Source organism: uncultured Maribacter sp. (assembly GCF_963977385.1).
In the GTDB taxonomy this organism is placed as follows: Bacteria; Bacteroidota; Bacteroidia; order Flavobacteriales; family Flavobacteriaceae; genus Maribacter.
In genome coordinates this window covers 74312-93011 of record NZ_CAXBOU010000002.1, presented here as the reverse complement: position 1 = coordinate 93011, position 18700 = coordinate 74312, and the positions used below count along the sequence as shown (strand labels likewise).

At 33.8% G+C, this 18700-nt stretch carries 20 protein-coding genes and 1 pseudogene; 5 read left to right on the top strand and 16 right to left on the bottom strand.

Annotated features, from left to right (window positions below; all coding sequences use genetic code 11):
- From AAC084_RS03700 to AAC084_RS03680, 5 genes and pseudogenes are all read left to right on the top strand, one after another.
- Positions 1-666, top strand: coding sequence for an NAD(P)H-binding protein (locus AAC084_RS03700; RefSeq protein WP_339837089.1), 666 nt, complete (start codon positions 1-3; stop codon positions 664-666).
- A gap of 16 nt (positions 667-682) precedes the next feature.
- Positions 683-1315 (top strand): NAD(P)H-dependent oxidoreductase, encoded by a 633-nt coding sequence (locus tag AAC084_RS03695; protein ID WP_339837086.1) that lies wholly within the window; start codon positions 683-685, stop codon positions 1313-1315.
- A gap of 48 nt (positions 1316-1363) precedes the next feature.
- Positions 1364-2524 (top strand): annotated as a pseudogene (locus AAC084_RS03690) (iron-containing alcohol dehydrogenase).
- 150 nt (positions 2525-2674) lie between these two features.
- Positions 2675-3574 (top strand): EamA family transporter, encoded by a 900-nt coding sequence (locus AAC084_RS03685; protein ID WP_339837083.1) that lies wholly within the window; start codon positions 2675-2677, stop codon positions 3572-3574.
- 130 nt (positions 3575-3704) lie between these two features.
- A complete protein-coding gene (locus tag AAC084_RS03680) occupies positions 3705-4316 on the top strand; it encodes a DEAD/DEAH box helicase (protein WP_339837080.1) in 612 nt (203 codons plus the stop codon).
- A 35-nt stretch (positions 4317-4351) separates the two neighbouring features.
- Here the strand turns inward: AAC084_RS03680 and AAC084_RS03675 are convergent, their stop codons facing one another.
- From AAC084_RS03675 to AAC084_RS03600, 16 genes are all read right to left on the bottom strand, one after another.
- Positions 4352-5119: a patatin-like phospholipase family protein gene (locus AAC084_RS03675; RefSeq protein ID WP_339837077.1), complete on the bottom strand. Its 768-nt coding sequence runs from the start codon at positions 5117-5119 to the stop codon at positions 4352-4354.
- 39 nt (positions 5120-5158) lie between these two features.
- The gene (locus AAC084_RS03670; RefSeq protein ID WP_339837075.1) at positions 5159-5776 is read right to left on the bottom strand and encodes a DUF6134 family protein; all 618 of its coding nucleotides are present in this window, start codon (positions 5774-5776) and stop codon (positions 5159-5161) included.
- A 257-nt stretch (positions 5777-6033) separates the two neighbouring features.
- Complete coding sequence (locus tag AAC084_RS03665) at positions 6034-6615, bottom strand: DUF6515 family protein (protein ID WP_339837072.1); 582 nt, start codon at positions 6613-6615, stop codon at positions 6034-6036.
- Between the two features lie 224 nt (positions 6616-6839).
- Entirely contained in the window at positions 6840-8735 is a 1896-nt protein-coding gene (locus AAC084_RS03660; protein ID WP_339837070.1) for a monovalent cation:proton antiporter-2 (CPA2) family protein, read from the bottom strand.
- A 64-nt stretch (positions 8736-8799) separates the two neighbouring features.
- Positions 8800-9330 (bottom strand): NAD(P)H-dependent oxidoreductase, encoded by a 531-nt coding sequence (locus AAC084_RS03655; protein ID WP_339837067.1) that lies wholly within the window; start codon positions 9328-9330, stop codon positions 8800-8802.
- A 101-nt stretch (positions 9331-9431) separates the two neighbouring features.
- Positions 9432-10052, bottom strand: coding sequence for a MarC family protein (locus AAC084_RS03650; protein WP_339837065.1), 621 nt, complete (start codon positions 10050-10052; stop codon positions 9432-9434).
- 374 nt (positions 10053-10426) lie between these two features.
- Positions 10427-11638: a crosslink repair DNA glycosylase YcaQ family protein gene (locus AAC084_RS03645; protein WP_339837063.1), complete on the bottom strand. Its 1212-nt coding sequence runs from the start codon at positions 11636-11638 to the stop codon at positions 10427-10429.
- A gap of 211 nt (positions 11639-11849) precedes the next feature.
- The gene (locus AAC084_RS03640; protein WP_339837061.1) at positions 11850-12641 is read right to left on the bottom strand and encodes an SDR family NAD(P)-dependent oxidoreductase; all 792 of its coding nucleotides are present in this window, start codon (positions 12639-12641) and stop codon (positions 11850-11852) included.
- 85 nt (positions 12642-12726) lie between these two features.
- Positions 12727-13680, bottom strand: a complete 954-nt coding sequence (locus AAC084_RS03635; protein WP_339837059.1) for a 2OG-Fe(II) oxygenase — start codon at positions 13678-13680, stop codon at positions 12727-12729.
- Positions 13681-13882: 202 nt separating this feature from the next.
- On the bottom strand, positions 13883-14233 hold the full coding sequence (locus AAC084_RS03630) for an antibiotic biosynthesis monooxygenase (protein WP_339837057.1): 351 nt from the start codon (positions 14231-14233) through the stop codon (positions 13883-13885).
- A 60-nt stretch (positions 14234-14293) separates the two neighbouring features.
- A complete protein-coding gene (locus tag AAC084_RS03625; RefSeq protein WP_339837055.1) occupies positions 14294-14695 on the bottom strand; it encodes a nuclear transport factor 2 family protein in 402 nt (133 codons plus the stop codon).
- 20 nt (positions 14696-14715) lie between these two features.
- Positions 14716-15561, bottom strand: a complete 846-nt coding sequence (locus tag AAC084_RS03620; RefSeq protein WP_339837052.1) for an enoyl-CoA hydratase/isomerase family protein — start codon at positions 15559-15561, stop codon at positions 14716-14718.
- Between the two features lie 126 nt (positions 15562-15687).
- On the bottom strand, positions 15688-16551 hold the full coding sequence (locus AAC084_RS03615) for an AraC family transcriptional regulator (protein ID WP_339837049.1): 864 nt from the start codon (positions 16549-16551) through the stop codon (positions 15688-15690).
- A gap of 12 nt (positions 16552-16563) precedes the next feature.
- Entirely contained in the window at positions 16564-17118 is a 555-nt protein-coding gene (locus AAC084_RS03610; protein ID WP_339837953.1) for an NAD(P)/FAD-dependent oxidoreductase, read from the bottom strand.
- A 2-nt stretch (positions 17119-17120) separates the two neighbouring features.
- Positions 17121-18227, bottom strand: a complete 1107-nt coding sequence (locus AAC084_RS03605) for an L-dopachrome tautomerase-related protein (protein ID WP_339837046.1) — start codon at positions 18225-18227, stop codon at positions 17121-17123.
- 1 nt (position 18228) lies between these two features.
- Positions 18229-18696 carry a cupin domain-containing protein gene (locus AAC084_RS03600; protein WP_339837044.1) on the bottom strand — a complete coding sequence of 156 codons (468 nt, stop codon included), beginning with the start codon at positions 18694-18696 and terminating at the stop codon, positions 18229-18231.
- Between the last annotated feature and the right edge of the window lie 4 nt (positions 18697-18700).

The window sequence follows — 18700 nt, the reverse complement described above, 5'->3', positions numbered from 1 at the left end:
ATGAATAAGACAGCGATTATATTAGGAGCATCGGGATTAACAGGTGGTATTTTACTTCGAAAATTGTTGGAAGACAATAGGTATAGTGTCATTAAGTTGTTTTCAAGAACCCGAATTGAAGGCTTACCCAATAAAGTTAAACAATTTATTGGCGACCTATTAGAATTGGAAAAATTCAAATCAGATTTTACAGCCGATGAAGTGTACTGCTGTATTGGTACTACTGCAAGGAAAACACCAAACAAAGAGTTTTATAAGAAAATAGATTATGGAATTCCTGTAATGGCTGCCAAGCTCTCAAAAGAAAATGGTATATCAACTTTTTTAGTCATTTCAGCCATGGGTGCCAATAGAAAAAGTAATGTATTCTATAATAGAACAAAAGGTGAAATGGAGCATGATGTTTTACAAGAGAACATACAACGCACCTCAATTTTAAGACCTTCACTTATTGGAGGTGAACGAAATGAACGTAGAATTCTAGAAAAAATAGGTTTGGCTGTTTTTAAAATAATTCAACCCTTGTTTGTTGGTCCATTAAACAAATATAAAATAATAAGCGCCGAATGTATCGCACAAGCGATGGTGAATTTAGCCAATAATACGAGTAATGCAGAAGTTATTATTTCTTCAAACGATATAAAAAAATTAGCAAAAAACAATTAAAAAATAGAGTGACTATATGGAATTATTAGACAAATTGAATTGGAGATATGCTGCAAAAGCAATGAATGGTGAAAAAGTAGCTGAAGATAAAATTGAACGGATTTTAGAAGCGGCAAGGTTAGCTCCAACTTCAAGTGGATTACAACCTTTTGAAATTTTCGTAGTAAAAAATCAGGACATTAAAGAGAAAATTAAACCTGTAGCTTGGAACCAAACTGTAATAACAGACTGCTCTCACCTACTAGTTTTCGCTGCTTGGGATACGTATACCGTAGAGCGAATTAACTATATGTTCGATTTAACGAATGAGATACGTGGATTTAAGAATGAAAGATGGGAAAATTACCGTCAAATGTTATTAGGTCTATATCCACAAAAAAGTGCAGAAGAAAACTTCAATCACGCTGCTAAACAAGCCTATATCGCTTTTAGTATGGCGATTACCGCAGCAGCTTTTGAGGGGGTCGACACCACTCCCCTAGAAGGTTTTGAACCAGATGCTGTTGATGAAATTTTAGGATTACGCGAAAAAGGATTGCGAAGCGCTGTATTACTTCCAATTGGGTATAGAAAAGAAAATGAAGATTGGTTAGTAAACCTTAAAAAGGTTAGAAAACCTATGAAAGATTTGGTAACCGTTATTGAATAATTGATTGATAATAAAATTGCAAAATAATTAATAAAAGGAAAAGAGAAAATGAACAATTTTGAATTTAAGAATCCGACCAAAATTATCTTTGGAAAGAATACGATAGAAAAATTAGAAAGTGAAATTCCATCCGATGCAAAAGTATTATTGCTTTATGGAGGAGGGAGTATTAAAAAGAACGGAATTTACGAACAAGTAAAAAAAGCTTTATCAAAAATAGAGGTTATAGAGTTTGGGGGTATTCCTGCTAATCCTGAGTATGCCGTGCTAATGGAAGCTTTACAGGTGATTAAGGACGAAAATATCACATATTTATTAGCTGTAGGTGGTGGTTCTGTTATTGATGGCACAAAGTTCTTGTCAGCGGCTGCCGTATATGATGGAGACACCCCTTGGGATATTCTGACCAAAACTATTAAAACACAAAAAGGAATGCCCTTTGGTACGGTACTGACATTACCTGCGACGGGTTCTGAAATGAATTCTGGTGCTGTTATAACTAGAGCGGAAACGAAATAAAAATTAGCCATGGGCGGACCAGGTTTATTTCCTGAATTCTCAATACTAGACCCACAGGTAATTAGTTCTATTCCAGAACGTCAATTGGCAAACGGAATTACTGACGCTTTTACACATGTGCTAGAGCAATATATGACGTATCCGATAGGTGCGTCATTACAAGATAGATTTGCAGAAAGCATTTTGCAAACCCTTATTGAAGTAGCACCTAAGGTATTAAAAGATCCTACGGACTATAAGCCAGCTGCCGATTTTATGTGGAGCTGTACTATGGCGCTCAATGGTTTAATTCAAAAAGGGGTGCCTGGAGATTGGGCAGTGCACATGATGGGTCATGAGCTAACAGCTTTATTTGGTATAGATCACGCACGTACCCTAGCAGTAATAGCTCCGAGCCACTACAAGTATAATTTTGAAGCCAAAAAAGAAAAACTGGCTCAGTACGGTGAGCGTGTTTGGAATATCACTGAAGGTAGTATTGATGATAAGGCCTATGCCGCTATTGAAAGAACGGAAGCTTTTTTCCATGAATTAGGAATTGACACCAAATTATCAGATTATACGAAGGAATATGAAGGTACTGCAGAAGAAATTTCAAAACGATTTACTGATCGTGGATGGAAAGGATTAGGTGAGCATCAAAATCTTTCACCAGACAAAGTGGAGAAGATTGTGAAAATGGCTTATTAGTCTTATTTCTACAAATAAAAAAAGGGTATCCATTATATGGATACCCTTTTTTTATTTTTCAGGTTATGGTTGCAATAATTAAAGAAGAATAGTTCATTGGTGGCCATAAACCAAACTGTAGTTTAGAAAACCAATATCTTCGCGCGCATTATGTGGATGTACCTCGGACTTTTAGCGGCATTATTTTTAGGATTACACAACTTATGTAAGAAACATGCCGTACAAGGCAATGAAGTTTTTCCTGTTTTATTGGGTACCATATCTTCCGGGTTTTTGTTGCTTCTCCCCTTTTATATTGGTTCTCAGTTTTTTAAAGAGTACATGATTGATATACAATTTTATATCAATGACATTCCATTAAAAACACATGGTTTTATAGCTATAAAATCTGCGATAATGGCTGCTTCATGGGTGCTGGCGTATCAGGCGTTAAAACATTTACCAATAACGATAGTGACACCTATACGTTCGGCAGGACCCTTCTTTACTTTTATTGGCGCAATAACTATTTATCAAGAAAAACCAAATTTCTGGCAGTGGATAGGCTTTTTTCTCATCATCTTTTCCGTATTACTATATTCTAAGATTGGTAAGAAAGAAGGCATTCATTTTAAACGTAACAAATGGATATTCGCCATAATTGGAGCAACGTTTTTAGGTGCCTCTAGTGGATTATATGATAAGTTTTTAATTCAAAGTCTATTGTTAAATCCTCAGACATTACAATTTTGGTTTTGCTTTTACACAGTTTTAATTTTATTAATTATTCTTTCGATTACGTGGTTTCCTAACGCAGAAAAAAGAAAAGCTTTCAAATGGCGATGGTCAATACCCTTAGTTGGAATTTTATTGCAAATAGCCGACTATTTTTATTTCAAAGCTTTACAAGATCCAGAAGCTTTAATAATGTTGCTTTCCGCAATAAAACGTAGTCAGATTTTAATCGCGGTAGTAGTAGGTGGTTTATTGTTTAAGGAGCAGAATAAACGACAGAAGCTAGTACCCTTAGGGGGAATTATGGCAGGTGTTTTTCTAATTCTTTATTCTTAGGTATTGACCATATTTAAAAACAGTTATATAAAATAAGATACTTCACTCGGTTTTCCCCATTCGTTGGCTGTATATTTGTTGAATTAAAGGCCTTTAATAGGGTAGATATTGCCACCAATTGTAGAAAGTTATGTCGTTTAAAAAATTGAACCCTTATTTACTTGAGATGTTAGAGAGTTTTTCAATTGAAGAACCTACACCTTTTCAAAAAAATAGTATTCCTATTATAAAAAGTGGGTCAAATGTATATTGTACGGCTCCAAAGGAAAGTGGGAAAACAACAACCTTAATTCTTACCACATTACAAAAGCTAAAATGTGAAGCAATTGGTAATGCACCAAGAGCGGTTGTGGTTGTTGAAAATAAAGAAAAGGTTCTGGAACTTTATGATGAGTTTTTAAAGTACACCAAGTATTCTACACTAAGAGTATACGCAAGTTATAAAGAGTTACATGTCGATATTCAAAAATCAGAAATATTTGAAGGTATTGATATATTAATAACAACCCCTACGACCCTTCACAAATTGTTTCTACTAAATGGAGTAAGTACTTCGCAATTAAAGATATGTAGTATTGATGATGGAGATTTTCTGGTACAAAAGTCAGACTATACTGCTATGATAACGGTTGCACAAAGTATTATGAAATGTCAGTATGTTTTGTATTCAGAAAAATTGAATCCGAAATTAAAACGCTTCGAAGAGTTCTTTATGGAACGTGCGTCGCATGTGAAAATTTAGTTCGCGAATAGTGGAATCTAATTAGAGTTGGTGTTTTATATACTACTAGTATACCCATTATCCTTTAATATTTTGATAGTGCTTTTGTAACCGATTTCAAAAATATCATCAATATACCTCATATCGAAAGTAGCAAATTCACATAGTTCTTCAGGTGAAATAACTAAATCACAATCTGCAAATTTTGCTATGGAATCTGAAACTGACTTTATTTTATAGGCTCTATCGATAACATTATATGAATGTTTTAAGTCTTTAACTTTAATGTTTTTTAGGGGATTAACATAACTGCCGATGATTTTATCGCAACGTGGTAAAAGTGGTTCAGTAGGAAAATTATTAAGTACTCCCCCATCAATATAAAATGACCCGTCGATAGAAATTGGTGAAAAGACTCCAGGAAAAGTAGCTGAGGCCAATACAGGTTTTATTAGTTCACCTTCTTCAAAAATCATTAATTCCCCTTTAATAATATCTGTAGCTGTAATGTACAGAGTTTTAGGTAATGACTCAAAGCTATCTTTGGGGAAGAACTTTTTAAACTCATCATAAAATTTTTCAGTATCTAGAAATCCTGGTTTTTTAAGCGCAAATCTATTCGCATGAAATATGGGTATAACTTTGAAGAATTCCAGAATATCGGACCATTTTACACCTCCAGCATATAAAGCTCCAACAATTGCGCCTGCACTTGTACCAGCAATATGTGTTGGATAGATATTATGTTCTTCCAATGCTTTAATAACTCCTATATGGGCCACACCTCTTATGCCTCCTCCTGATAATACTAAGCCAATATTCATATTATATGTTTTCTATTGCATGATATTCGAAAGAAATAATCATTTTTGAGCAACTAATTTAAACTTAATCAATCCGCCATCAATCTCTGCACTTTCTAATATTCCATTCTGATAGTAATAGGTATTCTCATTATTATTAGAGTTAATTTTTTTATAAGTATGGTTGCCTAAAGCTAGAATTTGATTAAAACTACCATCTTGTTCAGAGTAGCAACTATCCACATTTTTAGGTTCTTCAAAGTATAGTAGTATGGTAGCGTAATCGATATTATCTTCAACCACCAATTCCTTTTTACCATTTTTCGTAATCTGATAATAACTATTTTCCCAATTAGTAAGAATGTCGGCGTATGGTTTATCATTTACATCGATAGCTACATTGGCTTTTTTTAAAATGCTATTTTCATAAATAACATCATACTGATAATTGACCTCAATATCTTTTATAACCTTAGTATTTATACAGGTTATACTTTGATAATGGATTTTAGAATCTTTAATAGTTTTAGTAGCTTTTAAACTACCTATGATTTTGTCTTTATGAACTACTTTGAAGTTTAAAGAGGTTCTGACGCTATTTGTAGTTGTATATTTTTCCGATATTGTACTAAAAAGAAGTAAAGAAAAAATTAATAGAAACTGGCTAATTGATGGCATTTTGGTAAATTTTGTGTGATTTTTAATAAACTATACCTATTCAAAATTGAATTTGGTCAAGTACATTCATAAACCCTTTGTAAAACTATGATATAAGGTTTTTAAAAAACCTGACGGTTGTCATATTCTATTTTTAGACACTTATCAATTGCATCGTAGAAATAGGAAATAAATGTATGCTTCTTAATAAACGTAATGCAATAAAAAAGCGCTTACGTTTTTAAACATAAGCGCTTTTTCATAGAACACTACTTTCATTATTCCATATCGATTACACCAACTACTTCATAGGCTCTAGTGCCATTAATTTGAATTTTTTCGTAAAGCGTATTAGCATATTCGTAATAGGTTAATCCGTCTATAGTCACTTTTTCATAACCATCAGGTAGGTCATCAACTATAGTTCCAATTTCTGGTTCTACAACTTCATAATATGAATTTGATTCTCTATAAAATGTTCCTCCAACGTTAAAATAGATATGATTATTAAATTGAACTCTGTGGTAATTCGGTGGTAAGCTTTTTATTCTAAAACCAATTTTGGGTGCAATGGCAATATATCGTCCTCTTGAAGAGGTATAGAATTTATTATTGGAATAATAATAATCTTGTTCGTTATGTTTTATAACAGTTCTATTAGGCACTGTTCTAACAGACACCACTTTCTTAGTAGGTGTTCTATAAACTACTTTTTTGCTAGATACTCGACCAGGAATTTTTTTAACTACTGTTCTAGTCGTTGTAGTTTTAGTACGATTACGTACTTGTGCCGAACTTGGTATAGCAAATGCAGTTAAGAATAAGGCTAATGCTAAGTATGTTTTAATATTTGTTTTCATCGTTTTAATATTTAAAAGGTTAAACGTTCATTATTATTTTCAATACTTTGACAAGTATTTACTACAGTGGTTTAATCGTTTAATACACTAAATGATGAAAACTAGACGAGAGTAAGAATTCTGTCTATTAATTGAGCTATTTTATAGACGTAATATGTATAAAATTTTATGGCAGGAATTTTGAAATTCTAGTTTATGAAAAAAAATCGAATATAAGAATCGTGTTAAGACGGGTTATTACCTTGCTTTTCTAAGGTCTTTCTTATTTCTTCGCTATCCCAATGAGTATCATATTCAACCACTCCCCTTTTAAAATCTTCGTTGAGTAATTTTTCTTGTTCCTCTAATTCTTTTCGAGCTTTAAAAATATAGTTTTCGCCTTGTTTTGGTTCTGATGCCAAACGTCTTAAACTTTCCTCATCATACTTAATAAAGTTTTGAACTTGCCTAGTAAGGGTGTATTTTCTAAAGCCCAATTTACTAAGTACATCCTTGGCTAGAGAAAGTGAAGTATCAAGAGTTTCTCTGTAAATGTTTTCAATACCCAAATTCAATAGGTCATAAGCATCGTACCTGTTTTTAGCACGAATCATCAACTCTACATGTGGATATTTCTCTTTCACCAGTTTGGTCACCTGCATGGTTATATTCGGATTGTTAATAGCACATATTAATATTTTTGCTTCTGCAATACCAGCAGATTCCAATAAATCGATTCTTGTCGCATCACCATAATATACCTCAAATCCCATTTTTCGGAGAAAATCTACACGATTAGAATCTTGGTCTAAAATAGTCGCTTCAATACCATGTGATCTTAAAAAACGACCTACAGTACTACCGAAATGGCCAAAGCCAACCAAAATAACCTTTTGTGATTTTGCAATATGGTCCATTGGTCTTTTTATATACTCTTTGGTGCCGATTCTTGGTAGAATTAATCGTTCATTAATAATACTAGCAATGGGCGTAATAGACATTGTTAGGGCTGTAATTACCAACATGATATCCATTTGTTCTTGGTCAAGTATATTAAGTCCAAAGGCAAAAGATAATAAGACAAAAGCAAATTCCCCTATTTGCGCCAAGCTGAAAGTCAACAATAGTTTTTGGTCCAACTTTAAACCAAAAACACGACCGGTTATAAACAATACCAATGCTTTCAGAAGTATAACAGCAATTAAAATTCCACCAATAGTAAACGGAATTTTACCAATAACCACGAAATTAATAGAGGCACCCACGGCAATAAAGAACAAGCCTAATAATAAGTTTTTAAAAGGTTCTAAAGTACTTTCAAGCTCATGTTTAAATTCACTGTTCGATAGCACCACACCTCCTAAAAAAGCACCTAAAGCAGGTGAGAGGCCTACATATTCCATTAAAAATGAAATACTAAAAACAATTAATAATGCAGAAGCAATAAGAAGTTCTCTCACTCCTGTTTTTGCTACTTTACGTAGCATAGGAACAATTAAATATTGACCAGCACCAATAATTAATGCTACTGACAAAATAATGGCAAGGGTCTGATACCCTAGAGGTAAACCATTTAAAAGATTACCAGTCGCTTCCGGATTATCAGTCCCTGCTGTGCTATCTGAGTTTGAAAGCAACGGGATAGCACCCAACATAAAAATTACAATGATATCTTGAAAAAGTAAAATGGAAAAAGCCGAAGTACCAAAAGTGGTATCCATTAATCCTTTTTCTTTAATGGTCTGCATGGCAATGGCTGTTGATGACAAAGCTACTGCCATGGAAATTACGAGCGAAACCTTCCATTCAAAACCTAAAGCGATAAATAATAAAAAAGATAGAACCATTGTTCCGCCAACCTGTAAACCACCCATACCCGCAATAGTCTTACGCATGTTCCAGAAATTTTTTGGCTCAATTTCCAATCCTATTAAAAATAACATCACTACTACACCGAATTCTGCAAAATGAAGAATGTCTTCTCCTTCTTCACCAATAAAACCAAGCACATAGGGCCCAATAAGTACACCGGCCATTAAATATCCCAAAACAGAACTTAGACCTAAACGCTTTGCTATAGAAACACAGATGATGGCGCCTGTTAAGAAAACTATTGCATCAAAAAGTAAGCTGCCGGTCATAATTGGTTTGGTTTAAGGTTGAATTATTGTAAACGATACTAAAGGTGTAATTGTAAGGTACTTATTAGTTTTGAAGTGTGTCAATTAAAGCACTGTATTTAGAGCCATACCCTTTTAAATCATCGTCTGTTAGTTGGTGAGTGCCCATAACTGAAAATGGAGGATGATACGTCATTAAGCATAGATTTGCCGTTTGTTCAAAAGGGCGTAAAAATTCATTTATAGTAAAACTGTTACTGCCTTTAGAACAATAAAGCTCTTTTGAACCACCGGTGGTAATAACATTTAAACAGGTTTTTGATTGCAAGGCTTTTCCATTTGGTCCGTAGGCCCAATTAAATTCTAAAACCATGTCTATCCATTGTTTCATCAATGGTGGGCAACTATACCAGTAAAGAGGATGATGCCAAATAATGACATCATGTTGAATTAATAGTTCTTTTTCAAAAGGTACATTTATATTGAAATCGGGATAAAGTTCATATAAATCATGAATTGTAACCCCTTCTTTGTCTTTTATATAATTTAAAAGAGAAGCATTGGCTCGAGACTTTTCAAATTTAGGATGTGAAAACAGAATCAATATTTTTTTCATGGTGTACCGTGCATTAAAATAAATTCTGTTGACTGAATAAAATGAATCGAATTGATAACAATAATCTTTTTTAGGATATTACTTTAAACCTCCTGAAATTATTAGGGTAGTAAGTCAAAAGAAATTTTAATTCCTTGTATAATCATACCTGTACCTATTATGGCGATAATTAATCCCATTATTTTCCCAATTACAGAGATAACGTTATTACCGACAATTTTTACAATAAGATCGCTTATTCTAAAAGTAAAATAGGTTAATAAGCTCATAGAACCAAAAATTGCAATTACTAAGAATATTTGTAAAGCAACGGCATTAGCCACAAAATTCATAGCCGTTACAATAGTTCCAGGACCAGCCAAAATCGGAATGGCAAGTGGCGAGACAGCAATATTCTCATCAATATCTACTTTCTTTAAGTTCTTAACATCAGATACTTTAGACTGTAACATTTCAAAACCGATATAAAATATTAAGATACCACCTGTTATTTTAAATGCAGGAATACTAATATTAAACAACTCGAAAATATATTTTCCTAAAATAATAAAAAGGGTCACGATTACAAAAGCAATCATATTAGCTCTTTTATTTATATCGTGCTTCGTCTTTTTATCAGCCCCCTGCGTAAGCGATAGAAAAACAGTCATATTTGAAATTGGATTAGTAATAGCAAAAAAGGCTGTAAAAACAGTAATAGAAAAAGTAAGTAAGTTATCCATTTGTCATGATAATTTTAACCCAGCAATAAATTTAATTACTCGATTATCGTTAAAGTAATTTTGAAGTTTTAATATCGTAAAAAAAAATGCAAATTTAATACGTTTTATAGTATAAGAAATGCGAAGGTTAATAAAAATTAAACTCCGCATTTAAAATAAAGAAAAACTAGTTAACTATTGAAAATCAGTAGCTCTAAATGGATGTGTTCTTGGTTATTTTTGAATGGTAATCCAATTTATAACAGAAAATGATTGGTTCGATGAAAGTATTAGGGTTATTCATATCTATCATCTTTAATATCTTCATCTTTTCCATGAATTTTTCAGTTAATTAGTTAAAAACGAAGTATGTTACCTGTAAAAGAGAGTTGGTTTTATTGAACTATTAAATTAGGGTATCTCATTTCAAATTCATGTTTAAAATTATAGGGAATTGTTTTGTGCAAACGGATGCCGTTGCAATCATTGAATTGTAAAAATGACTGTAGTTCTTTGTTCAAAGAATCAGCAAACGCATCAATTTTCTTCAAGTTAGGTTCTAATATTAATTGGTGAATATGTAATACCTTTTCTTTTCTATCGGCTTTGCTGTCCATTCGGGCAACCAGTTTTCCATCCCATAAAATTGGTAAGGTAAAGTACCCAAATTTCCTTTTTTGCTGTGGCACATAGCATTCTAAAAGGTAATCAAAATTGAAGATCTCAGATGTTCGTTTTCTTTGAATCAGTAGATTATCAAAAGGAGATAAAATGCTAAGTTTCTTTCGTGCCAGTGGTTTGTTCAACAGTTCAAATGATTCGGACAATATATAATAATAACTATCCACAACACGTATTTGTTTTATTTCTCCATCTGCAAGCATATGTTCTAGAGCAATAGCAACCATTGGTTTTCTGTTCTTTAGGAGATAGGTCATTTCCGTTAATTTCCCTAGCCCATTTGCTCGTAAATATTTCTTCACCAAAAATCGACCATATTCATTATCTGTTGGAGTATTGGTATTTATGGTGTCTGGCAAAACCCGTTCGGTAAGATCATATACTTTATGAAAATTTACCCGTTTCGAAATCATTAATTTGCCTTGCATAAACAAATTTTCCAAAGACTGTTTGGTGGGCGCGGTCTTCCATTCACCAAATTTGATTCCCTTTTTATCAAAATCTTTAGCCATCAAAGGTCCTTCACCTTTTATACGTTCTAAAACGTATTTCATTTGCTTTTCATCACGTTTGAACCAATGTTTTTGTTTACCGGAAGCAATGGCCTGTTTGCGAGGCAAGCTAAAGCGGTAATCTACCATTGGAAGGTAGGAAGCCGCATGTGCCCAATATTCAAAAACTTTCTTATCCGATATTAATTCTTGTATGTGAGCTGATTTATATCTGGAATTACGATTGTACAGCGTATGATGATGCGCTCGTTCAATAACTGAAATAGTATCTATTTGAACATAACCCAAATGCTCAATTGCGGAAAGGGTAGCATTTGCAGCAGAACCTATCACTTTTGGAGACGGTAAACGTTGTGATAATAACACCAATTTTTGGGCTTCGCGAAGTGAAAGGCTTTCTTTTATTGTACTCATGTATAAATGCGGTTCTTGAACCAAATTTGTTATAATTATAAAACTATTCTTTTAAACCGTTTATATAATAGAGTAAAAAATATATTCTGTCATTACAATTTACTCGATAATCGAGTTTTAAATGCTCAAAGGCTTGCCTCGAAATCAAAATGTTCTTTCTCATGAATGCCTGTGGGCTTGCCCCGATGTTGTTTACTACTTTCTAACAAGCTCAATTAGACAACAAATCATTTGTCTCATCTATTAAAGTGCTAATTTTAAAGGTATCATAAGCATCTGGGTGCGCATCAGAATATAAGCCTTTATCGTTATCAAAATATTTACCTGTTTCTACCAAATCCGTCATCGCTAAATCGTACAAAATATCGACTCCCTTTTCCGCTGGAGACCAATGTTGACCGTAAGCTTCTTTTGCCATTTTAGTATCTAAAAGCGAACCAGGATTTACTGCTACTACAAAAATTGACGGCTCTTGTTTTGCTAAATAAAAACTCCACATAGTTAAGGCTAGCTTACTTTGTGCATAAGCATCATTCGCTCCTAAACTAATACCGCCTTGTAATGCATTTAAAGAAACTGGAGATTGGGCTGCAGAACTAAGATTTACTATTCTAGGTGCATCTGCTTTTTTCAATAGCGGTAATACCGCATTTGTAAATTGATACGGCGCTAAATAATTCACTACTAAACGAACATCTACTCCATTCGCAGCAGTATCAATTTTAGCTTTAAAAATACCTGCATTGTTGACCAAAACATCAATTTTCGGCATTTTCTCGGTGACTTCTTTTTCCATTTTTCTTACGTCTGACAAGTTTGAGTAATCGGCTAAAAAACCTACCACATTATTATTCTTTGATTCTGCTTTGATTTCTGTTACAGTGGCATTTAACTTAGCTTCAGTTCTACCATGAACGCCAACAAAATGACCTTCTTTTGCTAAACGCAAGGCTAATAATTTACCGATTCCGTCAGTACTTCCTGTAATTAATATATGTTTCATTTTTGTTTTTTAATGTTGATGAAATACGAGCAGAACTTTCTCTGCTATTTTCTCTAAAATTGTATCTATTTTACCTGTGGACTTTTTAAAAAGGTGCAAAGGTGTCTTTAGGACTGTCTGGTACACTCCAACGCTCACGAGCATTAATACTTTCTGTTGTAACAACTTTAGATGCTGTATTATTTGCACTACCATAGCTACTTACACTGCCTCGTGGAATTTGCATGTGGTCTCCGTATAACCAAACTACCAAGTTACTGCGCTGCCCACTGGTTATTGGGTGCGTAGCATGTGCAACATCGCCTCTGTGAATTATTGCTTTGCCTGATTCAAAAGTAGTTTGTACCGTTTTTCCTGTGGTCTTATCATAGAAATCAACTTGTGAACCAGTAAAAGCTTCATCGGGTAAATTTATATTGATATTCAAGGTAGCAGCTGAGGCATCAGTATGCCCATTTAAATCTTTATCTTTATCTGGGTTGTACTGAATAGAAAAACCAAATGTTTGGTTATCATAGCCATAAGTACCCAATAATAAACGCGCTATCGGACGCATATATCGGTCCATAATGTCGTTGTAAAATGTCTGAAAATTAGGTGCTGCTAGATACCCTTCTGAACGTGGATCAAGCATAATCCCATAACGATTCAATTGTATTCCATACGGTGCTCGTTTCGGAATTTGTGAATTTACTACAGCTTCTAAATAATTACGGAATTCAGCTAAGCGTTCAGGGTTAAAAAATTGCGCAACATAAACACCAGGAATAATTTCTTCCCATAAATCAGCAACAGCATTCTCTTTTTCTGGATTTTCCCATGCTTCTTTAATTGTCTTTTGCAAGCGTGGATCCAGCAATGTTTCGTCAGGAATTAGTAAATTATCCTTATTTTCAATTTCCCATTCTGCCCATGCATTTTCGAGTAAATTTCGGTTACTATTCCAAAAATGAGAGACAGAGGCTTCACGGTTTAGCGAGGCTTCACGAGAAGGTAAAGTAAGTGTACGAGCTTGCTCGAGTATATTTTTATTTGTCATTGTATTTATTTTTTTTACCAAAAACTACCTCAATAAGATATTTTGGTTTAGTAAACCTAGTTGTTTGTTTTTCTATTAATTGATTGGCTTATGTAAAATTTAAGGACAATTAATCTGGTACAAAGTTAGTCTTAGACAGCAGTAATTTTTTGGTAGTAAAAATGGTTGTTTAGGTATATTTCAAGGTTTTGTTTCATTAAAATTATTTAACAAATCCGCCGTAACGACTCATAATGCTATTTGCACCAGCTACTGCGCTTTTTAATTCTGGAGTTACATCCCCATAAACTTTAAAACTATCCATTGTTGCACCTTCTAAAAACAGAGCTGCAAACTGAGACCATACTTTTAAATGTGCCAAAGCGGCATCGGAGTCTTGGTATCGTTCATAAATATGAATAGTTTCCTGGTCTTCTGCAACATACCACTCGTGATTGAGCGAACCATCTTCGTTAAATGTAGCTGCTGTTATTTTTTTCATGGCTTCATTGTATTTGGCTTTGTTTATTATTTTGCCATCTACCGTCCAAGCTATGTTCTTATTCAGTTTCATATTGTGATATTAAATTAAAAAGAATGCCTCCTATAAAAGAGGCATTCATACTAGATTCTATTAATCTACAAATATGGATTTTACGTGTAACGTGTCCATATATTCTTTTATATACACGATTTTACCTTCAGAAAACTGAAACAAAAAGTGGTATGGATTGTTGTAAATTCTACCGTTAGTTAACTCTCCGTAAGAAATGAACTCTGCCGCTACCCTATCGCCTTCGGCTGTCCAGCCTACTGGCGTTAATTCTAATCCTTTTGGTATGGCAGTTTTTACCATTTTTATAAGGTCTGCTATTCCATTTTTATCCATTTTACCAGAAACAGGAGGATTACCTTTAATTCCCATAGATTGCCAAATAACATCTTCACCTAAATAAGTAAGTGCATTTGTTGCATCGCCAGCTGAAAAACGTTCAAAAAAGTCAAGAACCATTTGTTTATTTTGTTGTGTGCTCATAATTCTAATTCTTAAAATTTTTAGTTAACGCCTTGTAATCCCATTAAAAGTGTTTCAAAATTTCTTTGATTCTCTATATCATTCTGAAAACTAGTATCATCTGCTAACGTAAAACGTTTAATTGCGGGAGATTTGCTTGTTGCTTGGTACAACCAATATGCCTCTTCTTTTAAAGCTTCTTCAATTGGTAAATCTATAGACGCATAAATTGTACGTTTAGCAGCTTCAATAGCATCTGAGTTAAACTGCGACATTCTATTGACTAAATCTTCAACAAAAACACCAATTTTATCCGCATCTAAAGCTCTATTTATTAGTCCGTATGCCTCTGCCTGGTCTGCATCAAAATCTTTTGCAGATAAAATAACTTCCAAAGCTCTACCTAAACCAATTTGACGCGCCATACGAGAAGAGCCACCGCCACAAGGCAAAATTCCCATACCCACTTCCATTTGCATAAATACTGCCTTACCACGTGCTGCAAAACGCATATCTGTTGCCAAAGCAAACTCGTGTCCGCCTCCTCTTGCAAACCCCTCTATTTTAGAAACTGTTATTTGTGGTAATTTGCTAATACGTTGCAACACTTTTTGTAAGTCTAACAACGCTATATCTTCTCTAGCAACTGCTTTTGTAGACATCTCTTTTAAGAAGTTAGTGTCTGCATGTGCTATAAAAATTTCTGGATGGGCAGATTGAAAAACTACTACCTTAATAGTACGGTCATTCTCTAAATCTTCAGCTAAAATATTTAGCTCGTTGATCATTGGAATATCCTGAATATTTACTGGTGGATTATCAAAAGTTACCCAGGCTTGTCCTTCTTTTTCTTCTACTCTAAATGTTTTAAATACCTTGTTTTTCATGTCTAGTTATTTATAAATTTGTATCTGTTGTATTTTAATTACAGTACAAATCTACTTTAGACACCTACCTTTAAATTGGTACAAAACAATGTGTTATAGGTAAAAAATAAGGTTACTTGTATTTTTTTAGGACAAACTGGCTTTATAGGCGCCAATAGTTACCCCTTTATAGGTTTGAATGGTTTTATTAAGGTGGCTAGAATCTGTAAAACCCAATTCCATAGCAATTTCAGAAAACTGCAAATCGGTATATTTTAACCTGGTTTCTACTAGCTTTAATTTGTAGTTAAGAATGTATTTTTTTAAGGATACATCCGTATGTTTTTTAAAGTACTCGCTAATGTAATTATCTGCCATATGATACTCGTCTGCCAAACTTTTAGTAGATAGCACATCTGAGTTATAAATGTTGGTATGTATATAATTTATGATTTGCTGAATTTTTGAAGACTCCACTACTTTGGTAGTCATATCTGCATTTAAAAACTGAATGTTTCTGGCAATAAGATGAAGAATTACGGAAAGTGAATTTTGAATGATAAAAATATCAAAAGATTGCTTTTTTTCATTCTCTGTAGCTACCATATTAATCAAAGAAGTTAAATGCAATTTATCAGAATTGTTCTCAAATTGCATTTCACGTAGCTGATGACTTTCACTATTTAAAACACCTTCAATCTTACGGAACCAATCGTTCACCGGAAGATTTGCATTTTGTGAAACATCACCTCTAAAAAAACTTTTTAAAAATTTAATGGCTATGGTAGAGGTTGCTGATTCTGGATTAACAATATATATGTCATCCGGAACAAAAACGAAAATACTATTGGAGGTGTAATTTATAGTATTGCCATTGATTTTAATAGTGCCTTCTCCCTTTTCAAAATACACAATTTCAAAAAAACGTATGGTGGTATACTTACAAAAATCGAAAAAGGTTTGATCCTTGTATTGTGCAATTACTATGTTATCTATTATGGTACGTGGCATTGGTGTGGTTGTTTAATTTTTGGTGCTCACAGCTTCTAATTGCGCAAGAGATTTATGAATATCACTAACCACAATAGACCCCTCTCCTACTGCAGAAGCCACCCGTTTAACGGAACCAGAGCGTACATCGCCAACAGCGAAAAGACCTGGTGAGCTGGTTTCAAAAGTATATGGTTTTCGTTTGCTAAATTCAGATTTGTTGTTTAATGCATTATCGCAAATATTGAGTCCGGTGTGTACAAAACCTTTTTCATCGGTATCGATAATATTATTTAGCCACTCAGTACAAGGTTTAGCACCTACAAAAGTAAAGAGGTACATAATATTATTTTCTACAAGCGAATCGTTTCTTTGAATTTCTACCTTTTCTAAATTTGTGTCTCCTTTAACTTTCACGACATTGCTATTGGTCAATACTTCTATGTTTTCGCATGCAATTATTCGTTGTACCAAATAATCACTCATTTTAGCACCTAAGTCTTCGTTTCTAATAATTACATAGACTTTTTTAGCATAATTTGCTAAAAATAAGGCAGCCTGACCTACAGAGTTTCCACCACCTACAATTCTTATCTAAAAGAAACGCCTTCTACTATAGGTTTAAATCTGAAAATATAAAAAGGTTTAGTCGCAATGCTTTTGCCATTGTTAAAAGCGGCACCTCTGTTCACCTGTGCAGCAGATACATACATATACCCATCTGCATGGTTGTAACTTACACCATCGGGCCAGACCAAATTATCATCTTTTACCATCGTGTGAACACTTCGGTCTTTTGCTAAAACCACAGCTACACTCTTAGTTTCCAAAGCCGTTAAATATAGATTGCCATCTTTATCAATAGACATTCCTCCATTGTTGGGTTTTTCAGAATAGGTTTCAATTTTGCTGTCCAACACAGCTTCAGTCAAAGTTTCGTCTACAAGATCTAATGTTTTAACTCTGTAGATTTTGGTTCCGTTTAATGGACCGTAATAAATATATTCAAAATTAGCATCTGCAGTAATTCCATCATTACCAATCAATAAATCTTTACCGTTTACAGCCAAATGCTTTCCATCAATCACCGTTGGTGTGTTTTCTGGTAAGGTGGTACGCGTACCTTCTAAAACACGACGTGTTTTACCAGTTTTCATATCAACAATAATAAAAGCCGCTTTACTACCATCACCTCCATTACCAATACCTTCATCCGCTATAATAAAATAACCGTTTTTGGTATCTACCACCATATCATTAGGTTGTGAGATTGCTGGAACGACTGATTTTGGCAAGTAATAAATACGCTCCAATGTATTGGTATTGGTGTTCCAGCCTACAATTTTTGGTGTTACATTATCACGTTGTGCCATGTCTAGCATCCAGATAATTCCGTTTTCATCATTACGGATTCCCAATACATTGCTCAAATAATTATCATCTGTAGCTCTTAGCGTATTCCATTCTAAATTAGGAAACGGTGTGGTTGTATTTGTTTTTTCATCAAACTTGACCACTCTAATTTCTGGACCAAAAAAAGGATGATGACTGTATATCAAATCTCCTTCGTTAGTAAACGTAATATTACCCACAGCTTGATCTACTGTTGCAAAAACTTCTGCTTTGGCTATTGTTTTCTGAGCGTTTATAGTCATAGCTGAAAGTAGTATACTAAGTGTAATTAATTGCTTTTTCATCTTATTCGCTTTTCTTTAAATAATCTGGCAATTCTTTAGACAACCAATCTTGACGAACAGGAACATGTACATCTAAATCTACCGTTTTTTCCAAAGCCCAAAACTCATGAGGTATGTTTTCTGGAAACACAATTACTTCGCCACCAGAAACAATAACAAACTCCTCTTTGCCATCAATAATGGTTTTGATTTTAACCTTACCGGACATGATATAGGTAATCTGCTCATTGGGATGTTGGTGCCATGGAATATGTGCCCCTTTTTCCAAATTAAAAATAGTCATTTGACCTTTTTCTCCATGAAACCATTTACGCTGAATACCTTCGCCAATAGTTTCTGATTCCATTTCATCAAAATTGAAATGCTGCACTTTTGAGGTCGCCACGGAATCAATAGTATTAACCTGTGCATTAGCCGTAGTACCAGCAAAGATTGCTGCTATAAGAAATAATTTAAGTGTAGTTTTCATTTTC